We start from the raw sequence: 26,670 nt of genomic DNA on the forward strand, positions 1-26,670 counted from the left end.
ACAGGAATCGAGTGACTCGATCCCTGTTTTCATACCATTTTTGTTTTTTTACTGTCTACTTGACAGGGGGCACTTCAAATAACTACCGGATGTTTTTTTATTTTTCACTAGAATAAGAACCAAAAAATAAGTCATCACTCGCTCAAAACCTCCCTTTTTTGAAAATCGAGGAAGCCGTTTCTTTTCGTATTTAAAGTTGACACTACTGGAAACAAACATTAGAATAAACTTGTGCAGGTTTTTATGCACATATGCAACAGCATATTTATAGTTTAGAATAATTTATCATAGAAATTGGTAGATGATAAAAATGGAAAAGATAGTATGGAGGTGGATTTAATGGGACTCAACATTCTCCTCGCTATCATCGGTTTAATTGTCGGTCTTGGTTTAGGGTTTATGGTTGCGAAGTCACGTCATGAGAAAGAAATTGCTGGTGCAAAAACATCAGCTGCAAGTATTCTTGAAGGTGCAAAAAAAGAAGCAGAAACTCTAAAAAAAGAAGCATTGTTGGAAGCTAAGGAAGAAAATCAGAAATATCGTTCTGAAGTTGAAAGTGAGCTGAGAGAAAGTAAATTAGAGCTAAAATCTCAAGAAAATCGATTGATCCAACGTGAACAAACGTTAGATCGTAAAGATGACTCGTTAGAAAAACGAGAAAACTCACTTGAAAGTAAAGAAGAGGCACTTAGTTCAAAACAGCAATTAATTGAAGAGCGAGAAAAAGACGTTGAAAGATTGATTGAAGATCAACAAAAAGAATTAGAAAAAATTGCTGGTTTATCGAAAGAAGATGCAAGAGAAGTAATCATGAAATCAACCGAAGAAGAGTTGAATCATGAACTGACCTTGATGGTAAAAGAATCAGAACAACGTGCAAAAGAAGAAGCAGATCGCAAAGCGAAGAACTTGCTCTCATTGGCTATCCAACGTTGTGCAGCAGATCAAGTTTCTGAAACGACAGTGTCCGTCGTGACATTACCAAATGACGAAATGAAAGGTCGTATCATCGGACGTGAAGGACGAAATATTCGAACCCTTGAAACACTTACAGGAATCGATTTGATCATTGATGATACACCAGAAGCAGTCGTTCTTTCAGGATTTGATCCAATTCGTCGAGAAATCGCACGAATGACATTAGAAAAACTGATTCAAGATGGACGGATCCATCCAGCGCGTATCGAAGAAATGGTTGAAAAATCACGTAAAGAAATGGACGAACGGATTCGTGAATATGGAGAAGAAGCAGCCTTTGAAGTCGGCGCACATACGCTTCATCCAGATTTGATCAAGATCATGGGTCGTCTACATTTCCGAACAAGTTATGGCCAAAACGTGTTGAAACATTCGGTCGAAGTAGCGAAATTATCAGGAATCTTAGCAGCGGAGTTAGGCGAAGATATCCAATTGGCAAAACGTGCGGGCTTGCTTCATGATATTGGAAAAGCGTTAGACCATGAAATCGAAGGATCTCACGTTGAGATCGGTGCAGAACTAGCAACGAAATACAAAGAGAATCCAGTTGTGATCAACGCGATTGCCTCTCACCATGGCGATGTCGAAGCGACTTCTGTTATTTCCGTCCTAGTAGCCGCTGCAGACGCATTATCAGCAGCTCGCCCAGGTGCAAGAAGCGAATCATTGGAAAACTATATCCGTCGTTTGAGAAGCCTAGAAACGATCTCAAACAGCTTTGCCGGTGTTGAATCAAGTTTTGCTGTCCAAGCCGGACGTGAAGTACGTGTTATGGTCAAACCAGAAGAAATCTCTGATTTAGATGCGGTACGCTTAGTACGCGATATCCGTAAACGCATCGAAGATGATCTGGATTACCCAGGACACATCAAAGTAATCGTGATCCGAGAGACTCGTGCAACCGATTATGCGAAATAAAAAATAGTTAAAATATAGGATGACCCAACAGATTAGATTAGTCTGTTGGGTCATTTTTTTGATTCTAGGGCAGAACAGATCGTGACAACGCTTATGACTTTAAAATGATCTTTTATGACAGATAGGATATCCATAGTTTTTTAACGGTATAGTAATACTTGAAATAACTATAGTATAAGGAGGCGAAGCATATTGCGGATGAAAATAATGAAATTTGCTGACGAACATCCCTATCTAATCGTCATTTATTCTGGATTGGTTGGAAGTGCTTTTGGGATCACGATTGAATATATCGTGAATCGTGATTTCCTGCCGAGAGGCATTTATAGTCTGATGTTTTACTATGTCATAGAATTGTCGATCGTTAAACTCAAATCAAAAAAAAGAGGAAATTAAAACAAGACAATAAGAAAAGATATGTTTACATACATTCATAAAAAACGGCTGAAATGACAGGAAGTGTTCATTTCAGTCGTTTTAGGTGTAAAAAAACACTTAAATGAATTCCTTTTTACCTAGCCAAAAAATGCACATCTTCTTGAGTAATAAGTTGAAAATCAGGCATTTCATCTTGGAACGTTCAATCTAATTTATTTGACCATTTTTTTCTGAAATAACTGAATAAAAGGCACATAAATTTTTACCACCCTTGTATGATGAAAGTGAAGGGGAGAATAGATTTGTAGAAAAACAAATAAAACTAGTGATTTTTACCACCTTATTCAGTTGATTTTCATCTTTTAATGAAGGAGTGAGAAGAAATGCCAGGAGAAGATTTTAATCGAAAAATCGGTGAGTTCTACAACGAATTTAATAAGAAGGATGACCCCAAAGAACGACAAAATACGATGTATGAGATTGCAAGTAAGTCAGGTCAAACCCCGAGAGACCTCCTAACCCCTACAGGATTCCTCTTTATGTGGAGCGTTCTAGCTGGTCTACGGATGCCAGAGGAACGCCCTGATCAGCAACGAGCGGTCCAAGATGCAGGTGCTGTTTTAGAAGTAGATACGCATGTTGAAATTCAACAGATCGGAAATCAAGTGCGGATGCCTGCGCTCAAGTCTAGATCGTCGTTTAACCCCAAAAGAATGACTCCTCCTTTACCAACGAATACCACCCAAATCAAACAATACAAACCAGAAGTTGTCTCGCCACTTTCGGATTTAGCAGACGCTGCTCACCAATTTAGTATAGATATGCACAAATTTGCTCATGGTATCTCAACACTTATTGATTGTACGACTAGCGAGCAAGTGTCCCATAAAAGAGAATACGGTTTGTGGGAAAATAAAAATCATACACAAATCCATTTTAAGACAGTATGCCAAAATGCTATCGCTGAATCACATACATTGAATGAAGCACGAAGTCATACAACGCATTCCATACAGCAGTTTTCCTTCAAAAAAAGCACGAATGCAAATAATCCACAGCAATTTAATGCAAGCAATGCGGCTGAAAAGCTGAAAAAATTTTTTCAAAAGACTTTTGAGGAAAAGTATCAGAAGAATGAAACGACAACAGACGTTCCAATACCAGACAATGTGACTCTTAGTGTTCATTCTTTTTGGAATGGTCTAAATGAAGTATTCAGCTCTTTCTTTCATCAGCAAGAGCAAATCCTTGATTCGAGGAATCACACAGATGGAAAATACAATATTTTAGGACATTTTACAGAGTTATTAATCCAAACTTTCTCTAGCGATCCTGGAACACAAGAGAAATCTTCTGATCCGTTAGGCAAAGACAATAGGAAATATGATCAGCAACCTATTTTAAGTCAGCAGCTCCGGGCAGATGATTCGAAAAGCCGAGCATCTCATGAAACAGACGTGAGCATTTCCGCAAAACTTGGGGCTTTAGCCGAAGATTTTTCAGAAATGATTGACCGTTTTGTTAAACGGTATGATTTCTTAAAAACAAGGATTGTCGCGGAAGCAGCAACCATTCCTACGCAATCGATGAATGAGCCACCTGTAATGGAACCAACAACCCCAACGCTTGTTGGTCTGAAATCGTCAGAAGCAGTTTCTGAGGAAACACTTGAGAAAATCAACAAAGTCATGTTAGCTTATATGGAAAATAAACCGTCACCCGTACCAGTCGCTGAACCATTTACCCCGTTCTGGTATGATCAAGAAGTCTTTGTTCAGCGTAATGAAACAGACAAAGCAAATGAAAAAATCAGGCAGGCTGTTTGTGAACAGCATAGTGAATTATGTGACATGAAAGAGAAACCATTCCATGATTTTTTCCTTGCTCTTCAAAGCTGGGCAAACAGAGGTGCATCAAATCATGAACTTCTTGAGAAGCGACAACAGCTCGCTAAGATTATTCTTAGTGCTTATGGTCTTTCAGTTGGGCAGTTAACTGCTATTAGAGCAATCAATATTTTCTTTCAATGGGAAACAAATAACGTGTTTAAACCATATACTTTTACTGAAATTAAGAATATTGAGATCAATCCGATACAAAAACATAATGAAACAATCACAGAAAATGATCTAACCAATAATTTATTCATTCCTGTTAGTGCTTCTGACTATAGTAAGGTCCTTCAAATCACCGAAGCCATCTCTCAAGATATACAACCCTTTGATCAGTCAGAATTATTACCAGTTTTTCATTTTGATGAACCGCTTTTTCAGCAGAAAAATCAGACAACTGATGTGAATCATCTGCTTAAATCTTTTTTCATCGGTACAGGAGTTGTGAGCCAGATAGATACCGACTTGGAGTTGATTAAGGTTGTTCAAAATTGGGCAGGTAGGAATTGGAAAAATGACCAAACCTTACAGTCAGAGCGGGCACAGTATTTAGCTTATCTCATCCACAAAGGGTACGGGATTGAAAATAGTAGACTAGGAGATTTCTTATCCGATATACAATTACAAGCAATTTATAAACAATGGAAAACGAACACGTTGCTAGTGGGGTATCGTTATAAAGAGAAGACGAAACAAACCATTCAATATGATTTATCACCAGCGGAGACCGTCTCGATGCTTCAAGTTAAAAAACATTTAAAAGAAAACAATCAGATTTATGAAGACTTTATCCTTGATCGACCAGATAGTATTCCTAAGCAAACACTAATCGTACCAATTTATTATCATAAACAGATTTTTGATATGCGAGAGAATACCCAAAAAGCGAATGGCGAAGTCGGCAAGTTCCTATATAAAGAACAAATGTATTTTACAACGGCAACACCACGTCAACTGGTTTTGTTGTTACAAAAATGGATCTTTGCAGGTTTACAGTACGAAGAAATCTGCAAAAGACAGAACATAGCAGCGAATATGATTGTGAGGGCTTATGGTGGGGCAGCTGTTCCCTTGACGGATGCTGAGTCACGAGCGATTGTGTTGCAGTGGGAAAACAATAACGCACAGATTGGCTATACGTATAAGAAGGGGCAAGACAATCGTTTGGGTATCGATATTGAAGAAATCAAAAAGAATCAAGAACAGGAGCATGAAGAAGAAGTTAAGAAAAAGATTGAACGTTTTTTTTCAGAAAATGATTTTAAGCCTACGACACAAACGAATAGCCAGCCAAAAGAAGTGTTACATACTACCGTAGATCGTATAAAGTTAGAGAAAGAAAAACAAAGAGTAGCTAAATTTTTAACTGAAAAAGGCGTAGATTGTGAAACTACGGATGCTGATGCTTTTGCGAAAATAGTCTCAAGTTGGGTACTACTGGAAGGAGCAAATCAAGAGGTTATAGACATGGTAAAAATGAAACAAATTGCTCAAGTCATCCTTGGTGAGGAAGTAGATGGCGTCATTTCAAATAAAGGCGCAGAAATCACGTTCACGAATTGGTTATGGGACATGATCGAAAGCAATCATTTAGTTTTGCCTACCACCACTCCCTCTGCGACTGTAGATGAAAAAGCAGAATCTATACCAGCAGTAACAATCAATAAGTGGTTGGATAAGAAAATCATGACACAAGTTGAGACATTTTTTCGTCAAAAAGGCATGTTGTCTACTACCCAAGTAAGCAAAGAAGATGTTTTGTCCGCTATGGGGGAATGGTTTGGACAAACAGGGATGGATGGCAGAGTCTCATCTGAGAAAGTCCAAGCGATAGCAAAAGTTATCCTGAAAGAGTTAAAACTATATGGTGGAAAGCCAGAGGAAGTGATCTCAGATAGGGACGCTGAATTGACCGTAATGAAATGGACAGTTGAAAATGTCCTGGGTACCACAATAGAAGGGTATGCAGCAAAAAAAATCATTGATTCATCTGACCCATCTACATTTACGATCGGCCAGCTTAGGAAGTCATTTTCCGTAGAAGAATTGATAAAAGCTGATCTAATCAACATCCCACCGAAATCTGCCACTCAACAAGTCGATCAAAAAATAGGAAGACAAAATAATATCACTAAACTATGGATTATGTTCATGAATCGAGCATTACCTAATTATTTTCTTAAATCAAGTGAGGTTGGTGACGATGTATTGATCGCTGATTATGATTCTTTAATGCAGATGACTGGCTCTAGAATATTAAAGGATTTAGGGTATCTTGAGAAATTCAATCAGACAGAAATCAAATCAGTAGGCGAACTTTTTTTTGAGAGTTTTAGAGATAAAGGGATTGATACTGTCGAAGAAATTTCTCATCTTTTAGTTCCAGCGACATTGGCTATCGCTCAGTTGGACCCAGATATTCTCAGAGGTCCAATAGCAAAAGGGAACTATCAACAAGTCGCGTTAAGCACCTTTGTCAATTATTTGCAACGTGGCTATTTTGAACTAATAAAAAAGCAAGAAATGGTCAATGACCTTGTCTTATCTTATCAAACAGCAGTAATAAACTGGCGCCAACAATCAGCGCTTGTGGATGAAGTACTGGAAGAGTGCAAAAAACTAGGTATCGCGGTTAGTCTTGCGGGTGGGCAAGTTTATCTCGCTGGCGGAAATCCCTGTCCTGGTCCATGGATTCCACCAGATATCAATGAATGGTATATGCGGTTAACGAAAGCTGTATCTGAATCATTTTATTCATTGGATCAGTTTCTGATACGACTTGCGGTGGATTCATTTCACAAAGATGAGTTGAATTTTATATTTTCATCGGAAAGTCGTATATATGAGGCACAGGCAGTGCTGAGTCATAAAGCAAGGCATTCGGCAAGTGGACCAGGAACGTCAGGTTTTCCACCAGTCTTTTTGGCAAAAGAAGTGGAAGTAGAGACGCTTCTTACCTTAGATGAGACAGATTTATTTGTAGTTATTCTTGGTGGAGAAGAAAGATGCTATGCGTTGAAAAGGCTTGAAAAAGATGGAGGATACAAGCTTTATCGCGTTGATAAAGATCCTATGTCATATCTCCGATATGGACTTTTTAATCGACAAGATCTTTGGAAAAATGAATTTCGAAAATATGGTGATAAAGTTCTGATCAGAGATAAGCCTTATATTTTTAAACTAGACTCGAATCAGAACAAACTTTTATTGAAAGGAAATGCACAGGAGGCGTTTATCAACCATATCAGCGGTAAACACAGGGATAAAGTCTGTCGACAACTCTATGATTCAGGAAGAGAGACAACAATGGTTACAAAAATTTGGGATGTTTTCAAGCATCTCATTCCTTTTTACGATTGCGTGGTCGGTAGTATGAATAAAGATATTGGTGAGGCGGTTCCCAGTTGTATGCTCGATGCAGTGTCCTTGATTCCTGTATTGGGTCAAGTCACAGCCCTCAATACGAGATTTGTATTTGGTATGGCAAGAACGATCATGAAACAAGGTGCAGCAGGTATAGTACGTCATAGTACGCGCTTCCTCCCAAGAACATCAGAACTCCGATCAATTGTTGTTAGTGCTATACGTTACGCTGATCCAGGAATAGAATTTCTAAATGATAGTTCACAAGCCCTATTTAAGGGGTTGATACGTTTAAAAAACCAAGCATTTATTAGAAAAGAACTCAAGGAAGTAGTGGCAAAACTTGAAAAATTTGGAATAGAAACCCACGATTGGGCGAAAAGTTATACGCAAGCTACTTTACCAAATAATGGTCCAGAAATACGCGTGAAACGTGTGCAAAATCATTTGTACGTCCCAGTATCAGATTTTAAAAAAGGGACTGTTTATGGAAATCATTTTACATTGCGTGGAACAAAGCTAAGACTGTTTGAGGGACCGGCAGTTTTTTTTCGCAGACACAAATATTTGGTTAACCGAATTTCAAGGAAGATTCCTAATAGAGATGTAGCTGTAAAAGAACTAAATTTAAATCCTAAAGCTTATGGGGAGGCAACTACATTAACTGTTACTGGAGAAGGAGATTTTCGGCAAACGTTCATTGAAATGAATAAGAAATTAGTGCCTGTCAGAATCAGTACAATTGAGAATCATGGTGTCCGCTATGATATACATGATAGAGGAGCGATATATCCGGTAAACTTTAACGGGATAGAGTGGTATTTTGAAGCAGAAACTAGCCCAACAGTTTCGCTAGCAGTACGTGAGAAGGTAGGAAAGGAATTAAGTCAGTATGAGTCATTACTGACTCCGACTACGCTATCCCCACCGGATGAAAATGGGTTGATGTGGAATTCTGCTGGGCGATCTTATATCAGAATCCAAGAGCAATACCTTCCATTAGTTTTGTTGGACAAGGAAACGAATCGTTACCATTTGGTGAAAAAAAATATTCTTGCACCGATGACCGTATTACGATTGGACACGAATAATGGTGCTTTTCGGTTTGAAACGCCTTTAGAGAAAGCCAATGAAAAATATCCAGGGACTGTCCAATATAATAGCCCTAATTCTCCGCAAGAAGGTATGTCAAAAAAAGAGGATGTAGGGTCAGCTCGGGGAAAGACAGTTGCGCAGAGGAATGAGAATTCATTGTATCCGCCGTATAATACCCTTCCAGAATCCCCAAATAGATGGTGGGGATGGTACGGTATGCTTAATGCAATCGAGTATTCGCCAATGCAAGGCATTTCAAGGTTGGAAGATGAATTAGTTCCGATCAAACCATTGGATCATTTTGTCCCAGAGCCACAAAGAATTGTCTATATCGACGAGTAGAAAGCACAAAAATCGATTTCTGATGAGATTGCCAAAGTATTGTCTTTGAAACCAGATGACCAGTTTCGTGTTTTTTCCGGTTTAGACATAAGTATGGTGCCGGAATCACTTAGACCGTTTATAGAGAAACTTCCTCAAGAATTCAAGAATGCCATAGAAAATTTCAGAATCGTCAAAGATGTGTGTTTAGAATTGTTAAAAGTAGATAAAATCGCAGAAACAGCCGAAGGTCAATACTTAATAAATTTCCTTGACGTGCCACCTTCTGTTCAGCAAGAGAAGATTTTAAAGGAATCGGTAAAGAGACTCCTTTCAATCGCAACCAAAGGTGAACAATTTCTGAGACAATCAGCAGACTGGGGATTTGAAAATATTTGGATCGTTTCGACTGATTTTGTTCTAGATGAAAAGACACATGCCTATTACTCTGTTAGTAATGATAATCCGAAAGCCTATGCCTTTGTATTGAAAGAAGATGCCGAGTGTCGCATCATTATTGTAGCTGATGCTTTCCATAAAAGACCAGAAATTTTACCAGGAATCCAAATAGCAGCGCCTCCAGAGATAACGATCACGCATGAAACCACACATATTGTTTCAGGAACATATGATGTTGTTAAATATGGGCTAACGCTTACTGGATTTTTGCCGAGTGGACAAAATGTGAAAGATGATTTTCTTACAAGATACGCGGGTTTTTTTGAACATCCGAATTTTGATCAATTTGTTACAGGGGTAGCAAAACAGCAAAATGCCCCTCGTTTATCTAAAAAAACGGTCGTCAAAGCATTTCAAACAGATGCTATGTTATTTACTAACTTTAAACTGACGGATGCTCAATTACTCGCAACGATTATGAGAGATTTCGCCAATCAAAATGAGTTCTATAACCAACCGCGTGTCAAAAGAGAAACAAAGGAAGAGGGATTGGGAGACGGCAAGCTATTCACTGTGTTAGCAATGATGCAAACAGGTAATTTCTTTGTGTTAGAGCAAACTAAAGATTTAGAAAAGAAGCAAGAATTGTCTGAAATGATGCCGACAGGATCTACTCAAATAAGGGATGAAGTAGCGGATTTTGCAAGGATCATAAGTCATGGTAAAAAGATTAATAAAGAGACCAATGCGACAGCAACTTACCAGAAGTCTAACGATGATTTTTCAGTTATACCACCAGATAAAAATGTAGAAAGGAAACAAGTAGTACCAAAAATGCCGACAGAAGCATCTGCTCAAAAAAGAGATAAAGCGGCAGATTTTGCAAGGATCATGAGAGGGGATGAGGATAAAAATGAGTCCCACGATCAACCCCGCGTCAAAAGAGAGACAAAAGAAGAATTGGGAGATGGTAAGCTGTTTCGTGTTGCAACGACAATGAAAACAGGTGATTTTTTAGTGATAGAACAAGATGAAAATGTAGAAAGGAAACAAGTAGTACCAAAAATGTCGACAGAAGCATCTGCTCAAACAAGAGATGGAGCGGTAGATTTTGCAAAGATCATAAGTCATGGCAAAAAGGTTAGTAAAGAGACCAACGCGACAATCACTTACCAGCAGTCTATCGTGAAGGGAAAACAGGTCAGTCTGTAAAACGAACAGTAAAGGACACTAGCCAAAAAAAGATAGCACAGAGATAAGGTATAATTTTACTACTGTATGTATCAGCTAAAATATGAAGAACAACCTCTTCGATTACTAAGACAGTAAGCATAAAAATGTGCAGTCTTATTTTCGAAGAGGTTACGGATGTTCTCGGCGTTTATTCAGTTCTAAGGTGACAGAAAAAAGTGAATTTACAAGGATTTTTATGTATTATTGTTATTATTTAATTTGAAAATCAACGGATAAAGGACGTATTAACAATAGGTTATCGTGTGTCGAATAGTAACAATAAAAAAACACAAATTATTGAATACAGTACTCTAAATGAGTGGTTTAATGTTTAGCGAGCACTCTCACTAAATGTTAAAGGAGGAGTATAAATGATTAAATCTGAAATTTTTACCTTGTCTGTCACAATGAGTATGTTATCTAGTGGAGAAGCAAGTGCATTCTCTTTAGCTACTGGTGATATGACTGGATGATATGTTCGAGAAGTATGGGATGACTCATGGAGGGTACATCATGGAAAGCATCACAGAACGAGATGACTAATCGTATGAAGAAATACATCATTCAATTACTAGTTATATTTTCACTTGTATTAGCCTTTATCGGCTTGGTTGAGTTTTTATTGAAAGGAAATAAATCTATACTAATATCAACCAGTGGTTTAGGCTATGTTTTTGGCGTTCCATTTTTATCCGTTAAACCGTTTAAGAATGAAACTAGGATAAGAAAAATCCAATATGCGGTTCTTCTATTCTTGTGTTTTTACTTACCACCTAAAATAGTAAGCTCATTTGAAGTTGAAAAATTTGAGATTACACGTTTTTTGTACGCTAGATTAATGCTTGTAGGAATACTAATTTTATGTGGAGTAACTTTGTTTTCACAGCGAAACAAGAAATAAATAATAGCAAATGTTCACTATAAACAAGCCGAAGAATCCGGAAGTAGGCACAGGTGTTTTCGGATTCTTCGGCTTGTTTTGTTTTAATCATATTAAATTTTATTATTTCCAGTCTATCCTTGCATCGCTTCTTCGTTTACAACATTTCTTTGTCTTTTTCGATCGTTTTCGTGATCCCTGTAATGATTGCGGGGATAAACCCAGCCTCTTCTAATGCGACGACACCAGCAACTGTCGTTCCGCCTGGAGAAGATACTTGGTCAACTAATTCCCAAGGATTTTCATCGCTTGCTAGGAACTTTTGACAGGAACCTAAAATCGCTTTGGCTGCAATTTCCGTTGCTGTTTTTTTAGGTAGTCCATGTAAAACACCTGCACGTCCCATTGCATCGATCAACATATAAATAAAAGCAGGGGAGCTTCCAGCTAATCCAATAAATGTACTGAAATCATCTTCTGCTAAAGGATAAACACTGCCAATCGCTTCAAAGATTTGTGTCGCTTGTGTCAACTGTTCATTTGTTGCTGCTTGGTTTTTGCAGATTGCAGAAACACCCGCGCCCACACTCACGTTGACATTGGGCATCACACGAACGATAGCAGCTTCTGGATCAAGTGCTTGTTCTAGTGTTGCAAGCGATTTTCCTGAAGCAATTGAGATAAACAACTGTTGTTTACGATAGTCGCGTAATTCATTTAACACCTGTTCGATGATTTTTGGTTTTACTGCCAAAACAACGATTTCTGCTTTTTCAGCAATCTCTTGATTGGTTTGACAAGCATTGATCCCAACTTTACCAGCAAAGCGTTGAGCATTTTCATAATGACCGCTTGAAACAAAAATATCTTCTTTAGCCACTAGATTATTTGCTAAGATACCGTGAATAATTGCTTGTGCCATATTTCCTGTACCGATAAATCCGATTTTCATGTAATCCTCTCCTTTGATTTTTAGCATAGCTTTCTTTCTCATAATCTGCAAGTCGAGAGACGAACTGTTTTTCCAGCTTACTGCTCAGGTCAAAGTGCTTCTTTCACAACCTTGATAAACGGTGTTCAAAAGCCAGCTCCTTCAATAGTAAGTCAAAACGTGAAAAAATATGAGGAGCTATTTTCCCACGTTCTGCCTTACTACTTGGAGCTTAACGGCTTTTTCACGACCTCGATAAACGGTGTTCAAGAAGCTGACCTTCAACACTAAGCTGAAAAATCAAAAAATATGAGGAGCTATTTTCCGATTTTCCAGCTTACTGTTCAGGTCAAAGCGCTTCTTTCACAACCTAATGCCCAAAGTGGAAAAATCAATGTAAATAAGATAACATGAATGTATATGTTTAGAAAGTCTACAGGTGAGGAAGGGTGCCGGTGAAAAATAAATTACAGATCATGATCCAGTGGGTGAAAGCACATCAGTTGATTTTGAAGCTGATTTTCTTTGGATCGATCCTTGTTTTTGTGGCAAATCAAGTCGCAAACATTGCCCATGGGATGAGTTGGCAAGATGTCTGGCACACGATGGAACAACAAAGTCATGTCACGTTAGCATGGATGATATTAGCAGGTTTGATTGGTGTGATGCCGATGTTACTTTATGATTGGGTAACGATTCGAGTATTGGAAAAACAAGGCAAGCCCAAAATGAGTCGTAAAGACTTTTTGTTATCTGCATGGATCACGAATACGATCAATAACTTGGCAGGATTCGGAGGGATTGTCGGAGCAAGCTTGCGCGCCAGTTTTTATGGCAAGCACACGAATCGAAAAATGGTGTTGGCAACAGTCTCTAAGGTTGCTTTGTTTCTATTGACGGGTCTTTCTATTTGGTCATTAGTGACGTTCATCAATGTCTTCTTTCTTCAAACAGATAGTGTGTTTCGTAGTTATTGGATTTGGTTATTTGGTGGTAGCTTTCTAGCACCGCTTATCTTTTTGTTTGCCTATTTGAAACGTAAAACGCTATTTGCAGAATTTTATCCTAAAGGTTTACTGGGCTTGTTACTGGCTTCCTTTGGACAATGGACCGGTGCCTTAGTGGTTTTCTTGTTGATTGGGCGCTTGATGGCTGTAGATATTTCTGTATGGTCCTTGTACCCTATGTTTATCATTGCCACATTGATTGGGATGTTGACAATGGTACCAGGTGGGGTTGGCACGTTTGATGTGCTGATGATCTTAGGAATGAGTCAACTTGGCGTGCGGCAAGATGTTGCACTTGTTTGGTTGCTTTATTATCGTTTGTTCTACTATGTTCTACCATTTCTTTCAGGGATCGTTTTATTTTTGACACACACAGGCGTCAAAATCAATCGATTTTTAGATAATATTCCCCGACTATTTTTTCAAAAAATTGCTCATTTAGTGTTAGTATGTGCCGTGTATTTTGCGGGAATCATGATGGTCTTACTTTCAACGATCACGAATCTTTCGACTGTCAGTCGGTTGTTTCAAATACTCTTACCCTTTTCGTTTGATTTTTTAGATCAGTCATTGAACCTGCTGGTTGGGTTCTTATTGTTAGGGCTAGCTAGAGCTTTAGCGATGAAAGTCAAAAAAGCGTTTATTCCTACTATTGCTTTACTCGCTTTTGGAATCATCAATACTGTAATGCGCACCTTATCATGGGAACTGATTGTTGTATACCTTTTGATTTTATTAGCGGTGTGGTTATCCCGAAAAGAGTTTTATCGTGAAAAGTTCGTCTACTCATGGGGAGCAATCATATTTGATGCGTGTTTGTTTGGCTTTTTATTTATTGTTTATGCAATCGCAGGCTATCACCGTGGAAGTTTTTGGGTAGGAGATTTAACTGCGAATCGCTTTATTCTCTTTCCATCTGAGGATGTTTGGTTTTCAGGACTGATTGGTTTAGGAATCTCATTACTTGCGTTAGTTGCATTGTACCAATATTTAGCTTCAGAAACAGGGTTTGGTGAACCTCTGGATCAAATGCGTTTAAATCGCCTCTTGACAGCCTATGGTGGAACCGCGGCTAGTCATTATCTGCACTTACCTGGATATACTTATTTTTATTATCAGGAAAATGGTCAAGATAAAGTAGTGTTTGGTTACCAAATCAAAGGAAATAAATGTTTTGTTCTTGGTGATCCGATTGGTGATCCAACGAAGATACGTACAGCTACGCATGAGTTTTTGAAAAAAGCCGATTGTTTTGGCTATGAATTAGCTTTTTATAAAGTATCCGAAAGTTATGTCGTCATGCTTCACGAAGCGGGTTTTCACTTTGCAAAAGTTGGAGAAGCAGCGATTACTAATCTTTCTTCAGACGCGCTTCACTGGCGTACAAAGCAGATCGAATTGCAACGTTTGACGAATGAGGGATACCATTTTACTTGGTATGACCAATTACCTGAAGAGTTGCTCGAACCGATTCAGGAAGTTTCTCAAAAATGGTTGGATGGTTCTCGTGAGAAGCATTTCTCTGTTGGTTATTTTGAGAAAAATTATCTCTTGATGAGTGGTATTGGTATTGTTAGGAAAGAGCAGAAAATCGTTGGGTTCATTACATCTCAACCAATCAATGACCGCCAAGCGGGGTATGATTTATTGCGGTATCTACCGAACCAGCCGAATAGTCTAGGTGATTACTTACTTGCAAATCTACTGGATGTCTATCGCAAAAATGGGTATGCAGAAGCGAATCTAGGGCTGGCTCCCCTTGCAAATGTCGGAGAAACTGATTTCTCGTTCTTGCAAGAAAAAGTGATGAGGATCATCTTCAATTACGGGAATTTCTTTTACTCATTCCAATTAACTTACGAAGAAAAACAACGGTATGTTACTCATTGGGAAGGCCGTTATTTTGCGTATATGAAAGGAAGTAGTTTTACTTTAGCCACATGGCAGCTTTTCTTATTGATTGGTAAAGGGAAAGAAAAAGGAACAAGTCTAGCAGAAGAAGTTCTGACAGAATTGTAAAAATGATTGTAAAGCTGTGAGGAAAGTGTTTACGCATGTTGGTGGAAGCTATACTTTTATTTTCCCCTATGATAGAATACTTTCGACTTAGACTTTTCGAATGGGTGAGAGGATGGAATTGATTGAAAAAGCACCAGCGAAGATAAACTTAGGGTTGGATGTGTTATATAAAAGACCAGATGGGTATCATGAGTTGGAAATGGTGATGTCAAGTGTAGATTTAGCTGATCACTTGTTCTTTGAAGAGCTATCGGAAGATCGGATCATTGTTGAGACGAATAAAGCATTTTTACCGGTAGATCAGCGTAACAATGTGTATCAAGCAGCTTTGTTGCTGAAAAAGAAATACCAGATAAAAAAAGGCGTAAAAATCGCTGTGAAGAAAAATATCCCTGTTGCCGCTGGACTAGGTGGTGGAAGTACAGATTGTGCTGCAGCATTAAGAGGGATCAACCGGTTATGGGATTTAGGCTGTAGCTTAGAAGAACTAGCTGAGATTGGTTTGGAAGTGGGGACAGATGTACCTTACTGTGTTTACGGACAAACAGCTTACGTAGGCGGAAAGGGAGAAATCGTCCAATTGTTGCCAGCGATGCCCTCTTGCTGGATCATCTTGGTAAAACCTAAAATGAGTGTTTCGACACGAACTGTTTTTCGAGAAATCGATACGCAAAAAATCCAACATCAAGATATTCCTGGTTTGGCTGATGCGCTTCGACAACAAGATTATCAAAAAATGTTGACGAAAATGGGGAACAGTCTTGAAGATGTGACAGGAAAACGCCATCCGGTCATTTATCAAATCAAAGAGCGAATGATCAAATATGGCGCAGATGCGGCCCTGATGAGTGGTAGTGGTCCAACTGTTTTTGCCCTTTGTCAACACTATTCCAGAGCCCAACGTGTCTACAACGGATTAAAAGGTTTTTGTGAGGAAGTTTATCTTGTCAGAACGCTATAAACGCATGAAAGAGACACGATGTCATGACGGAAGTAGTCAGCTTCGAGAAATAAGCGGTAAAAGAGGTCGGAACAGAAGTGTTTAGCCTCAAGAAATAAGGCGCCATCCACGAAAATTGTTTTTCAAATTTTTGTGGATGGCGCCTTATTTTCGAAGAGGTTACTTCTGTTTCTGCCGTTTATTCAGTTTTAGGAGATATGGGAGGACTAATAACCTAGACATCTTTCCCGCTGATTTCGTTTTAGAAGATGAAGGATCGTTACCTTCTTTTTTGTTATCAATCTCAACCAATCGTTCAGTGTTATCGGAACAAAAAATAATAGTGTGGAACAGACACTTTTTAACCAAAGTTGAAAGAAAACGATTACGTTCGTTGTTGATATGACGGGCAATTCATTTGTTTTCCGATTTACAGGATAAGTTTGCATTTAAATCAGAAAATCAGGTTAAACTATTGACTGTTTTTTTTTAATTTGGTACATTAATCCTCGTTGATAAATCGTAATATTACGATTTGTTTTGAAAGGAGCATAATATGAAGAAATATTTATTAGCTGCATCTTTAGCAATAGGAGCTTTCCTATTTACAGCGTGTGGACAGACAACCCAAGAGTCTGGGTCGGACGAGTTGAATGTTGTTGCGACGTTTTACCCAATGTATGAATTTACGAAAGAAGTCGTTGGTGATACTGGGAAGGTCGAATTATTGATTCCCGCAGGAACGGAACCCCATGATTTTGAACCAAGTGCAAAGCAAAGTGCAACCATTGCGGATGCAGATGTTTTTGTTTATAACAGTTCAGACATGGAATTTTTTGTTGACTCATTGAAAGACACGGTCGATACCGATCGAACGTTGATGATCGAAGCTGCTAAGGGAATTGAACGTTTAGAGTCACAAGAAGAGCATGAAGAAGAACACGAAGAATCAGAAGGACATCAGCATGACCATGCCTATGACCCTCATGTTTGGTTAGATCCAACATTAGCGATCCAAGAAGTACAGACGATTGCTACAGAGCTCGGCAAGAAATATCCAGAGAAGAAAGACACATTTGACCAAAATGCCGCAGCTTATATCAAAAAATTAGAAGCATTGGATCAGGCCTATACAGAAGCATTAAAAGGTGCAACAAACCGAACGTTTGTGACGCAACATGCTGCCTTTGCTTATTTAGCAAATCGCTACGACCTAAAACAAGTAGCCATCTCAGGAGTCTCACCGGATCAAGAGCCTACACCTAGTCGATTAGCTGAATTGAAAGATTTTGTCGATCAAAATAAAATCGAAGTCATCTATTTTGAAGAAAATGCGTCATCTAAAGTAGCAGAGACATTATCGAAGGAAACAGGTGTAAAACTTGAAGTACTCAACCCCCTTGAGAGTTTGACGAATGAACAAATCCAAGCGGGTGAAACCTACATTTCTACCATGGAGAAAAACCTAGAGGCATTAAAAGAAAGCATAAAGTAAAGGAAGGGAGTCCTCTATGTGCGTTATATCGAAATAGCCGATCTTACTTTCTATTATGATGAAGAACCTGTGTTAGAAGGAGTTTCTTATCATGTAGATGCCGGTGAATTTGTGATTTTAACTGGTGAAAACGGAGCGGCAAAATCTACATTGATCAAAGCTTCTTTGGGGCTATTGAAACCCTCTAAAGGGACCATAAAAATTGCAGGAAAAAATCAAGACGGAGACAAATTAAGTATCGGGTACATTCCACAACAAGTTTCTTCCTTTAATGCGGGTTTTCCTAGTACAGTCTTAGAATTAGTACGTTCTGGCAGATATCCGAGAGGTCGTTGGTTCAAACGGTTAAGCGAAAAAGACCATGAGCATGTCAAGCGTGCCTTAGAATCTGTTGGTATGTGGGATATGCGTCATCGTCGGATCGGTGAGCTGTCTGGTGGTCAAAAGCAACGAATCAGTTTAGCACGTATTTTTGCGACTGATCCAGATTTATTTGTACTTGATGAACCAACTACTGGAATGGATGAAGAATCACGAAATGAATTTTATCGTTTGTTGCGCCATAGCGCACACGACCATGGTAAAGCTGTATTGATGATCACTCATGATCACGAAGACATCAAACAATATGCGGATCGACAAATCCGTTTAGTGAGAAAGGAGGATTCTCAATGGCGTTGCTTTCATATGAATTCATGAGGCGGGCATTTCTTGCTGCGATCTTTATTGCAGGAATCGCACCGATGTTAGGAGTATTCTTAGTGATACGTCGGCAATCGTTGATGGCAGATACACTGTCTCATGTTTCTTTAGCAGGGGTAGCCTTAGGATTTTTCCTCAATCTCAATCCAACGATGACCACAATGGTGGTAGTCGTTATCGCTGCAATCATTTTAGAATACCTACGTTCGATGTATCGTACGTATTCAGAGATTTCCATTGCGATCTTAATGGCAGGAGGACTTGCGCTTGCATTAGTTTTGATGAATTTGAGTGGGGGTAATTCTGCCACGAGCATCCAATCTTATTTATTTGGATCGATTGTGACGATCACTTGGCCACAAGTTCTATTCCTAGGTATTTTGTTTGCAGTAATCGGTCTTTTGTTTTTCTTATTCAAACGTCCGATGTACGTGTTGACCTTTGATGAAGACACCGCTCATGTCGATGGACTGCCGGTTCGTTGGATGTCAATGATGTTCAATATCATTACTGGGGTAGCAATCGCTGTCATGATCCCAATAGCAGGCGCGTTGCTGATTTCTGCTATTATGGTTTTACCAGCAGCAATCGGGATGCGTTTAGGGAAAAGCTTCAATATTGTCATATTGATTAGTATCATCGTTGGTTTTATTGGTATGCTTTCTGGGTTGACTAGTTCGTTTTACTTGGATACACCTCCAGGGGCAACTATCACGTTAGTATTTATCTTTTTATTCTTATTAGTCAACTTGAGTAAACGTATTTTATTAGGAATTAGAAGGAAAAAATAGATTACTATTTTAAAAACAGGTAGTTATTTGGGACAAACAAATGTCTTAAATAGCTACCTGTTTTTTTATAAATACCGAACTATTTTCTTAATTTTGGATAAAATGCTCGAATTTTCCCGAAAAAACTTATATAATGAAACACGATAAAATTTGTTGGAAAAAGGAGCTGGAATTTTTGAAAGTACGTCGCAGTGAGCGTCTTGTCGATATGACACAGTATTTATTAGATCATCCGCATGAATTGATTTCATTAACAAGCTTTGCCGAACGTTATGAATCTGCTAAATCTTCGATCAGTGAAGATTTGGGGATCATCAAAAAAACATTTAAAGAAAGAGGTTACGGAACGCTTGAAACAATCCCTGGTGCAGCCGGAGGTGTTCTATTCATTCCGGAGATTTCCTACGAAGAAGCAAAGAAATATGTTGAATCGCTAGCTGAGCGCTTGTCTGAACAAGACCGTTTACTCCCTGGAGGCTATGTTTACTTATCTGATCTATTAGGAGAACCTGAGCTATTACGTCAAGTAGGGAAAATCATTGCCTCAAAATATTTAGGAGAAAAAATCGATGCTGTAATGACTGTAGCCACAAAAGGGGTGCCAATCGCTCAAGCCGTTTCCTATTACTTGAATGCACCGTTTGTCATCGTACGTCGTGACTCTAAGATCACAGAAGGTTCTACAGTGAGTGTGAACTATGTTTCAGGTTCATCGGAACGGATCGAAAAAATGGAGCTATCAAAAAGAAGTTTGAAACGTGGTTCTCGCGTGCTTGTCGTCGATGACTTTATGAAAGGCGGCGGAACAGTGAACGGAATGAAGAGCTTGATTGAAGAATTTGAATCTGAGCTTGTCGGTATCACTGTGTTTGCGGAGTCAAAATTCAACGGACATCGCGCAATCAATGACTACACGTCACTACTTTACGTCAAAGATGTGGATACAAAAACGAAAAATATCACTGTAGTACCAGGTAACTATTTCGAAGAATAAAACAACGAACATAGCGGTGCTATGGAAAAAGAAGAGGCGATGGATGATGTCTCTTCTTTTTTTGCGTCCTGGTTGTTAAAATGAACGTTTAGTTGAAAAAAAAGAGCGACTGGGCTAAACTAAAAATAATAAATCGTAATTTAGGAGTGACATATTTGGATGCACGTTATGCAATCATATTAGCCGCGGGTAAAGGTACTCGCATGAAATCAAAACTATACAAGGTCCTACACCCTGTTTCTGGGAAACCGATGGTCGAACATATCATCAACCGTGTAAGTGAGACAAACCCTGATCAAATCGTGACAATCGTTGGTCACGGTGCAGAGAAAGTCAAAGCTCAGTTAGGCGGACGTAGTGAGTATGCGTTACAAGCTGAACAACTTGGGACGGGTCATGCGGTACTACAAGCAGCCTCATTTTTAGCAGGTAAGGAAGGCACAACGTTAGTCATTAGTGGTGACACCCCTTTATTGACAACTGAAACGTTGAACAACTTGTTTGAATATCATCAAGGGAAAAATGCAAGTGCCACGATTTTGACTGCACAAGCAGAAGATCCGACAGGTTATGGCAGAATCATTCGTGACCATGTAGGAATCGTCGAAAAAATCGTTGAGCAAAAAGATGCTTCTCCAGAAGAAGCGTTAGTTCAAGAAATCAATACAGGAACTTATTGTTTCGATAACAAAGCGTTATTTGAAGCATTGGATAAAGTGGGAACAGATAATGCACAAGGCGAGTATTATCTAACAGACATCGTTGAGATCCTAAAAGATGCTGGAAATCCAGTTGCTGCGTATCAGACGGAAGATTTCGATGAGTGTATGGGTGTCAATGATCGTATGGCACTAGCAAAAGCAACCGAGTTGATGCGCCAAAGAATCAACAAAAAACATATGGTCAATGGCGTTAGCTTTGTTGATCCTGCAACTACGTATATTGATGCAGATGTTGTGATTGGTTCAGATACAGTGATCGAAGCGGGCGTTCAGATCCAAGGGGAAACAGAAATTGGTGAAGATTGTTTTATTGGTGCACATTCACGTATTGTTGACAGCAAGATCGGTGACCAAGTAGTCATTGAAAACTCAGTGATCGAACACAGTGTGGTCAAAAGTAAAGCAGATGTAGGACCGTATGCCCATTTGCGTCCAAAAGCAGAAATTGCAGAAGGCGTCCATATCGGCAACTTTGTAGAAGTGAAAAATGCGAAAATAGGCAAAAATACAAAAGTTGGACACTTGACGTATGTCGGGGATGCCACACTAGGTGAAGAAATCAATGTGGGGTGTGGTGTCGTCTTTGTCAATTATGACGGAAAAGCAAAACATCATACAACAGTCGGTGACCATAGTTTTATTGGGTCAAATGCGAATCTTGTGGCACCAGTGGAAGTGGCAGAGAATACATGTATCGCTGCTGGTTCGACGATCACTAACGATGTTCCTGAACATGCGATGGCAATCGCACGCGCTAGACAAGTCAATAAAGAAGGATACGCGAAGAAACTCCCATATTCAAAATGATACTTTTTGCAAAATCACTTGATTTATTCGGCAAATATGACTAGTATTTATTAGGTAGTAGAGTTGTGAAAAAGAAAGCGGAGGTCCTCATGTCCAAACATTACTTTGATCCAAGATTAAAAATATTTGCATTAAACTCAAATCGTCCATTGGCAGAAAAAATTGCTGCAGCTGTTGGGGTTGAATTAGGAAAATCATCCGTCACTCAATTTAGTGATGGTGAGATCCAAGTCAATATCGAAGAAAGTATCCGTGGTTCACACGTATATGTTATTCAATCAACAAGTAGTCCGGTAAATGATAACCTGATGGAACTGTTGATCATGATCGATGCATTGAAGCGTGCAAGTGCCAAAACGATCAACGTTGTAATGCCGTATTACGGCTACGCACGTCAAGACCGTAAAGCGCGCGCACGTGAACCAATCACTGCAAAATTAGTGGCAAATATGATCCAAAAAGCTGGAGCAACAAGAATGTTGACACTTGACTTGCACGCAGTCCAAATCCAAGGTTTCTTTGATATTCCGGTCGACCATTTGATGGGCGCACCACTGATTGCGAATTACTTCTTAGAAAAAGGGATTCAAGGCGATGATGTTGTCGTTGTTTCACCTGACCATGGTGGTGTTACTCGTGCACGCAAATTGGCTGAATTTTTAAAAGCACCAATTGCAATCATTGATAAACGCCGTCCAAAAGCAAACGTGGCAGAAGTGATGAATATCATTGGTCAAGTAGAAGGCAAAACGTGTGTCTTGATCGATGACATGATCGATACAGCTGGAACGATCACCTTGGCTGCCAATGCGTTGAAAGAAGCTGGAGCAGTGAGCGTTTATGCTTCATGTACACATCCTGTACTGTCAGGACCTGCTTTACAAAGAATCGAAGACTCTGCAATCGAGCGCTTAGTTGTAACGGATTCAATCTATTTGCCAGAAGATCGCAAAATTGATAAGATTGACGAAGTAAGCGTTGGTGGTTTGATGGGTGACGCAATCAAACGTATCCATGAAAACAAACCAGTTAGTCCTTTATTTGAAACAAAAAGATAAAGGAAAACAAAAACTAAATAATTACAATCACAAAGGGGAGTCCATTTTGGGCTGAGACTGAATATATTCTAAACCCTTCGTACCTGTTTCGGTTATGCGAGCGTAGGAATTGTGAATGAATAGCTAGTGTGAAAGCACGAAGCTGTTTGTAAAAAAACAAACTTGCTTCCTCCTTTGTGATGTCCAATTATAAAGGAGGAAGCTTTTTTATGAATAAGAATCATCGTGTCTGGATCGAGGGAACGATCGTCGCAGCATTATCTTTAGTATTGTCGATGATTCCTCTACAAATCGGTAGTAGTTTTGCAATCTCGCTCGGACAAATCCCTTTAACTTTATTTGCCTTGAGAAGGGGTTGGAAAGCTGGTATGGGATCGGCCTTTCTGTGGGGAATCCTTCATTTTCCCATGGGAACTGTCTATTATTTGAGTGTCATCCAAGTATTGATCGAGTATCCGATCGCGTTCACGTTTGCTGGCGTTGCAGGGATTTTTTCGCAAAGAATGCAGCAGAGTTATCTGCAAGGCAATCGTAAGAAAATGGCCTCAACGATCATTTTAGCGACATTCGTTGGTGTGACTGCCAGATATTTCTGGCATTTTGTCGCTGGGGTTGCTTTTTGGGGAAGTTTCGCACTATGGGGGATGAATCCATGGTTGTTCTCCTTAGTCATGAATGGCGCTAGTGGGTTAGCTACTGGGATTGTAACAACTATTGTCCTACTAGGTATTGAACAGACCGTTCCTTCTTTATTTGAAGGCGAAGGATTGCAAGTACGTAAAAGCAAAAATTAAAAAAAGGCGTAAAGGTAGCTACCTTTACGCTTTTTTAGTGGAGTTGAATGTCATTATACAAATGTGTTGTAGACAAAATCAGAAACGTTGCCGTCTAGTTGCCAACGTTGTTGAGTGGCATGATAGACGAGAACAGCTACCGGTTTTTCTTCCAAGTAACGTGTCCCTTTTAATTTCCAAACGTAATCTTCAATGACATAAATCGGGATCTCATACTTGTCATCGACCAAACCTGCTTGATCAAACGAAAAAATGATTCCTTCTTGCATCAAATTACGCATCTTTTTCAGTATCTCCACACTGATTTTTTCGACGGGGATCTCTTTTCGAAAGAATGATTTTTTTTCGTTGATTTTCCCCGCCAAGATCGTGCTTAATTTGTTGGCAAAAATCCGATAAAATTCATCTAAATAACGATAATAGGTTCTACCTAGATGATCGCTCAAATCAAAATAAACAAAGTTATTTTGTAATTTATAGAAAAAAGGTGAATGGAGATGTGTTTTCATATGACCAAAATAAAGCAACTCTGAGATTTCTAAAGGACTTAATTCTTTTAACATCGTCAAATCAGTAAAATCGATCCATTTAAGATCCGTATTATTGTTACGGCTACGAACGGTTTGGAAAAATCTTTGGATATTCTCAGTTCCACGAATGACCTTCAAGCCTGTGTGTGATTCATATTCTCCAGCAGATGCGGAAGGGTCCAACAAAAGTAGATTTTGAGGAAAATGCACGATGCTATTTGAAAAATCATTGATAGTCAGCCCTTTGGTCAAAACGGCGTTACTAGTTGTATCGATATGTACATATACTGAATCACTCATCATGCTCCTCCTCCCCTGTATCTCATCCCTTTCATTTTACAACATTTACTGAAAAAAAGCTTGTTTCTTTTATTTTAAAATTCGATTACAAAGCAACTTTTTTTTATGAATAAAAGATGAACATAGAGTAAAAATTTATATATATATAACACTGGTATCGGATAACTATTCACCCCGCCCTTTTTTTCTGATTACTGATATAATAAAAGAAAAAGAGAATACGAGGTGTCTATGAAAGTTCAAAAAGTCTATTGGTCGGAACGTTATCAGCAGAATCGAGTGCAGCAAGCAAAACAAGTTTTTAGTTTTTTTACTACACATCAAGAAAGCCGGCAACATTTTTGGCAACAGGCAAAAAAACAACAGGCATGGAAGATCGTATCGAAAAGGCTGAACATTTACTTTACTGCAGAAATAACGAATGAAAAAATGATCTATACCAACGTGTTGATTGAAGAAGAATATTGGCAGTGGTCCGATATTTTCCTATTGTTAGAAAGTACGGCTCGTTATTTTTTCAAAAAATACGGACTCGTCCGCTTTGATCATTCGATCTCACCCAACATGGTCGACCTTTTCCACCGAAGTGGTTATTCGGGAACGCAATCGTTTGAGAAGGAACTTTCCTATCATACAGGGCTTGTCTTAGGTGGGGGCGGGGCGCATGGAGCTTATCAAATAGGTGTTTGGAAAGCATTGAAAGAAGAAAATCTAGAGATTTCACTCGTTACTGGCACTTCTGTAGGTGCGCTAAATGGGGCTTTAGTCGTTCAGGATCAACTAGCACAAGCCATTGAGTTATGGCAGGAACTATCAACCAATCAAGTATTGGCTTTACCAGAGGTTGCCTTATCAGAAGATTTGAGGCAACGTTATATCCAAGAAGCCAGCTTGATGACACGTCGTGCAGTAGTCGAAGGAGGAACCTCGATTGCACCGTTGGAAGCGTTACTAGAGCAATACCTAGATGCAGAAAAAATCAAATGTACAGAAAAACCGCAACTCTATACAATCGCAACTAAAATCCCAGAATTTCAAGAAACAGTTACAAAGATGCAAGCATTAGAACCAACAGAGATCGCCGATTGGATCCTCGCCTCTGCTTCTTTTTATCCTGCCATGGCTTATCGCCAGATCGATGGATCAAAATATGTTGATGGTGGCTATCGAAATAACGTGCCAGTAGATGTTGCTATCCAACAAGGTGCAACCGAAGTCTTGATTGTCGATGTCCAAGGACCTGGTGTAGCCAAAAAATACAAGGAACCTGATGCTTTGGTGACCTGGAAATGTTGTTCAAACTGGTCTTTAGGTGGTTTCTTAGTTTTTGAGCGACAAAGAAACCAATTGAATATCCAATTAGGTTATTTAGAAGCTAAAAAATGTTTAGGGATCTATCAAGGAAACTGGTATACGTTTGAAACCGCAAAGCCAGCTGAACGTTATTGGCGACGTTTCTTACGTTTCTTAGTCGAAACACTTGATTTAGACGTATCCTTTTTTTACAAAGAAAAATTCTGGCGGGACTTGCGTAATGTATATAAAGACAGGGTCACAAGTGAAACATGCGGATTGGCGATGCTTGAGCTACTAGCGAAACAAAAATTGATCTTACCGAATAAAGTGTATACCGTCGAAGAAATGTTACCAATCATTTGCCAAGAAAGTAAAATCGATGAAGCATTTTTAAAAAAGGTCGGTCAATTAAACGCTAGCGAATGGTTGAAGTTTCGAAAACTGGAGCGAAATGCTAAAATACACGTAATGAAGGAACACGCGATCTACCAATACGTGAAAGAAAAAAAGCGTGATCGCTTACAACGACAACTCAATGCAGATACAGTAGAAACTCTGATGTATCTCTATCTTTATCATCTAAAGGAGGAACAAAAATGGCACAAGAATTCTCATATGAGATCGTAGAAGAAATTGCAGTATTATCTGAAAACAATAAAGGATGGCGCAAAGAATTGAACTTAGTGAGTTGGAATGGTAGACCACCGAAATTTGACTTGCGGGATTGGGCACCGGACCATGAAAAAATGGGTAAGGGACTAACATTAACGAACGAAGAGTTTGAAGAGTTACAAAAAGCAATTAAAAATATGTAAAAGAAAGGACTC

At 39.0% G+C, this 26,670-nt stretch carries 18 protein-coding genes and 1 riboswitch; of the genes, 16 read left to right on the forward strand and 2 right to left on the reverse strand.

The genetic code is table 11. From position 1 onward, the window contains the following. The first annotated feature begins 339 nt into the window (after positions 1 to 339). The 5 genes from rny (at position 340) to I2F89_RS14150 (ending at position 11,478) form a co-directional block, all read left to right on the forward strand. Positions 340 to 1,896, forward strand: coding sequence for a ribonuclease Y (gene rny / locus I2F89_RS14130; protein WP_071866532.1), 1,557 nt, complete (start codon positions 340 to 342; stop codon positions 1,894 to 1,896). Between the two features lie 192 nt (positions 1,897 to 2,088). Further along, positions 2,089 to 2,292: a hypothetical protein gene (locus I2F89_RS14135; RefSeq protein WP_029594071.1), complete on the forward strand. Its 204-nt coding sequence runs from the start codon at positions 2,089 to 2,091 to the stop codon at positions 2,290 to 2,292. Positions 2,293 to 2,657: 365 nt separating this feature from the next. Next, positions 2,658 to 8,966, forward strand: coding sequence for a QWxxN domain (locus tag I2F89_RS14140; RefSeq protein ID WP_195514548.1), 6,309 nt, complete (start codon positions 2,658 to 2,660; stop codon positions 8,964 to 8,966). A gap of 39 nt (positions 8,967 to 9,005) precedes the next feature. Further along, the gene (locus I2F89_RS14145) at positions 9,006 to 10,556 is read left to right on the forward strand and encodes a hypothetical protein (RefSeq protein ID WP_195514549.1); all 1,551 of its coding nucleotides are present in this window, start codon (positions 9,006 to 9,008) and stop codon (positions 10,554 to 10,556) included. A gap of 520 nt (positions 10,557 to 11,076) precedes the next feature. Continuing rightward, the gene (locus I2F89_RS14150) at positions 11,077 to 11,478 is read left to right on the forward strand and encodes a hypothetical protein (protein ID WP_229078145.1); all 402 of its coding nucleotides are present in this window, start codon (positions 11,077 to 11,079) and stop codon (positions 11,476 to 11,478) included. Between the two features lie 136 nt (positions 11,479 to 11,614). On the opposite strand, the gene proC is transcribed toward I2F89_RS14150, so the two are convergent. Further along, entirely contained in the window at positions 11,615 to 12,409 is a 795-nt protein-coding gene (proC, locus tag I2F89_RS14155) for a pyrroline-5-carboxylate reductase (RefSeq protein ID WP_074801768.1), read from the reverse strand. Between the two features lie 434 nt (positions 12,410 to 12,843). On the opposite strand from proC, the gene mprF reads away from it, so the two are divergent. The 9 genes from mprF (at position 12,844) to thiT (ending at position 23,717) form a co-directional block, all read left to right on the forward strand. Then, on the forward strand, positions 12,844 to 15,414 hold the full coding sequence (gene mprF / locus I2F89_RS14160; RefSeq protein WP_161642441.1) for a bifunctional lysylphosphatidylglycerol flippase/synthetase MprF: 2,571 nt from the start codon (positions 12,844 to 12,846) through the stop codon (positions 15,412 to 15,414). Positions 15,415 to 15,526: 112 nt separating this feature from the next. Then, on the forward strand, positions 15,527 to 16,375 hold the full coding sequence (gene ispE / locus I2F89_RS14165; protein WP_071866538.1) for a 4-(cytidine 5'-diphospho)-2-C-methyl-D-erythritol kinase: 849 nt from the start codon (positions 15,527 to 15,529) through the stop codon (positions 16,373 to 16,375). Between the two features lie 535 nt (positions 16,376 to 16,910). Beyond that, a complete protein-coding gene (locus I2F89_RS14170; protein ID WP_195514551.1) occupies positions 16,911 to 17,849 on the forward strand; it encodes a metal ABC transporter substrate-binding protein in 939 nt (312 codons plus the stop codon). A gap of 18 nt (positions 17,850 to 17,867) precedes the next feature. Further along, on the forward strand, positions 17,868 to 18,548 hold the full coding sequence (locus tag I2F89_RS14175) for a metal ABC transporter ATP-binding protein (RefSeq protein WP_010734086.1): 681 nt from the start codon (positions 17,868 to 17,870) through the stop codon (positions 18,546 to 18,548). Further along, positions 18,521 to 19,342: a metal ABC transporter permease gene (locus tag I2F89_RS14180; RefSeq protein WP_019722358.1), complete on the forward strand. Its 822-nt coding sequence runs from the start codon at positions 18,521 to 18,523 to the stop codon at positions 19,340 to 19,342. The genes I2F89_RS14175 and I2F89_RS14180 overlap by 28 nt, the downstream gene beginning before the upstream one ends. Before the next feature lie 175 nt (positions 19,343 to 19,517). Next, complete coding sequence (gene purR / locus I2F89_RS14185) at positions 19,518 to 20,336, forward strand: pur operon repressor (protein WP_010734088.1); 819 nt, start codon at positions 19,518 to 19,520, stop codon at positions 20,334 to 20,336. Between the two features lie 155 nt (positions 20,337 to 20,491). Continuing rightward, positions 20,492 to 21,865, forward strand: coding sequence for a bifunctional UDP-N-acetylglucosamine diphosphorylase/glucosamine-1-phosphate N-acetyltransferase GlmU (gene glmU, locus I2F89_RS14190; RefSeq protein WP_195514552.1), 1,374 nt, complete (start codon positions 20,492 to 20,494; stop codon positions 21,863 to 21,865). 89 nt (positions 21,866 to 21,954) lie between these two features. Continuing rightward, positions 21,955 to 22,923 (forward strand): ribose-phosphate diphosphokinase, encoded by a 969-nt coding sequence (locus tag I2F89_RS14195; RefSeq protein WP_019722356.1) that lies wholly within the window; start codon positions 21,955 to 21,957, stop codon positions 22,921 to 22,923. A gap of 23 nt (positions 22,924 to 22,946) precedes the next feature. Continuing rightward, positions 22,947 to 23,049: riboswitch (TPP riboswitch) on the forward strand. An 83-nt stretch (positions 23,050 to 23,132) separates the two neighbouring features. Next, positions 23,133 to 23,717, forward strand: coding sequence for an energy-coupled thiamine transporter ThiT (gene thiT / locus I2F89_RS14200; RefSeq protein WP_071866541.1), 585 nt, complete (start codon positions 23,133 to 23,135; stop codon positions 23,715 to 23,717). A gap of 53 nt (positions 23,718 to 23,770) precedes the next feature. Here the strand turns inward: thiT and I2F89_RS14205 are convergent, their stop codons facing one another. After that, positions 23,771 to 24,547: a hypothetical protein gene (locus tag I2F89_RS14205; RefSeq protein ID WP_071866542.1), complete on the reverse strand. Its 777-nt coding sequence runs from the start codon at positions 24,545 to 24,547 to the stop codon at positions 23,771 to 23,773. 231 nt (positions 24,548 to 24,778) lie between these two features. Between I2F89_RS14205 and I2F89_RS14210 the strand changes: the two genes are divergently transcribed. Together I2F89_RS14210 and I2F89_RS14215 are read left to right on the forward strand one after the other, a co-directional pair. Beyond that, a complete protein-coding gene (locus I2F89_RS14210; protein ID WP_195514553.1) occupies positions 24,779 to 26,470 on the forward strand; it encodes a patatin-like phospholipase family protein in 1,692 nt (563 codons plus the stop codon). After that, a complete protein-coding gene (locus I2F89_RS14215) occupies positions 26,440 to 26,658 on the forward strand; it encodes a YdbC family protein (RefSeq protein ID WP_019722353.1) in 219 nt (72 codons plus the stop codon). Before I2F89_RS14210 ends, I2F89_RS14215 begins: the two co-directional genes overlap by 31 nt. The last annotated feature ends 12 nt before the right edge of the window (positions 26,659 to 26,670 follow it).

Source organism: Enterococcus sp. 1001283B150225_161107_E12, from assembly GCF_015556925.1.
Lineage (GTDB): Bacteria > Bacillota > Bacilli > Lactobacillales > Enterococcaceae > Enterococcus_B > Enterococcus_B mundtii.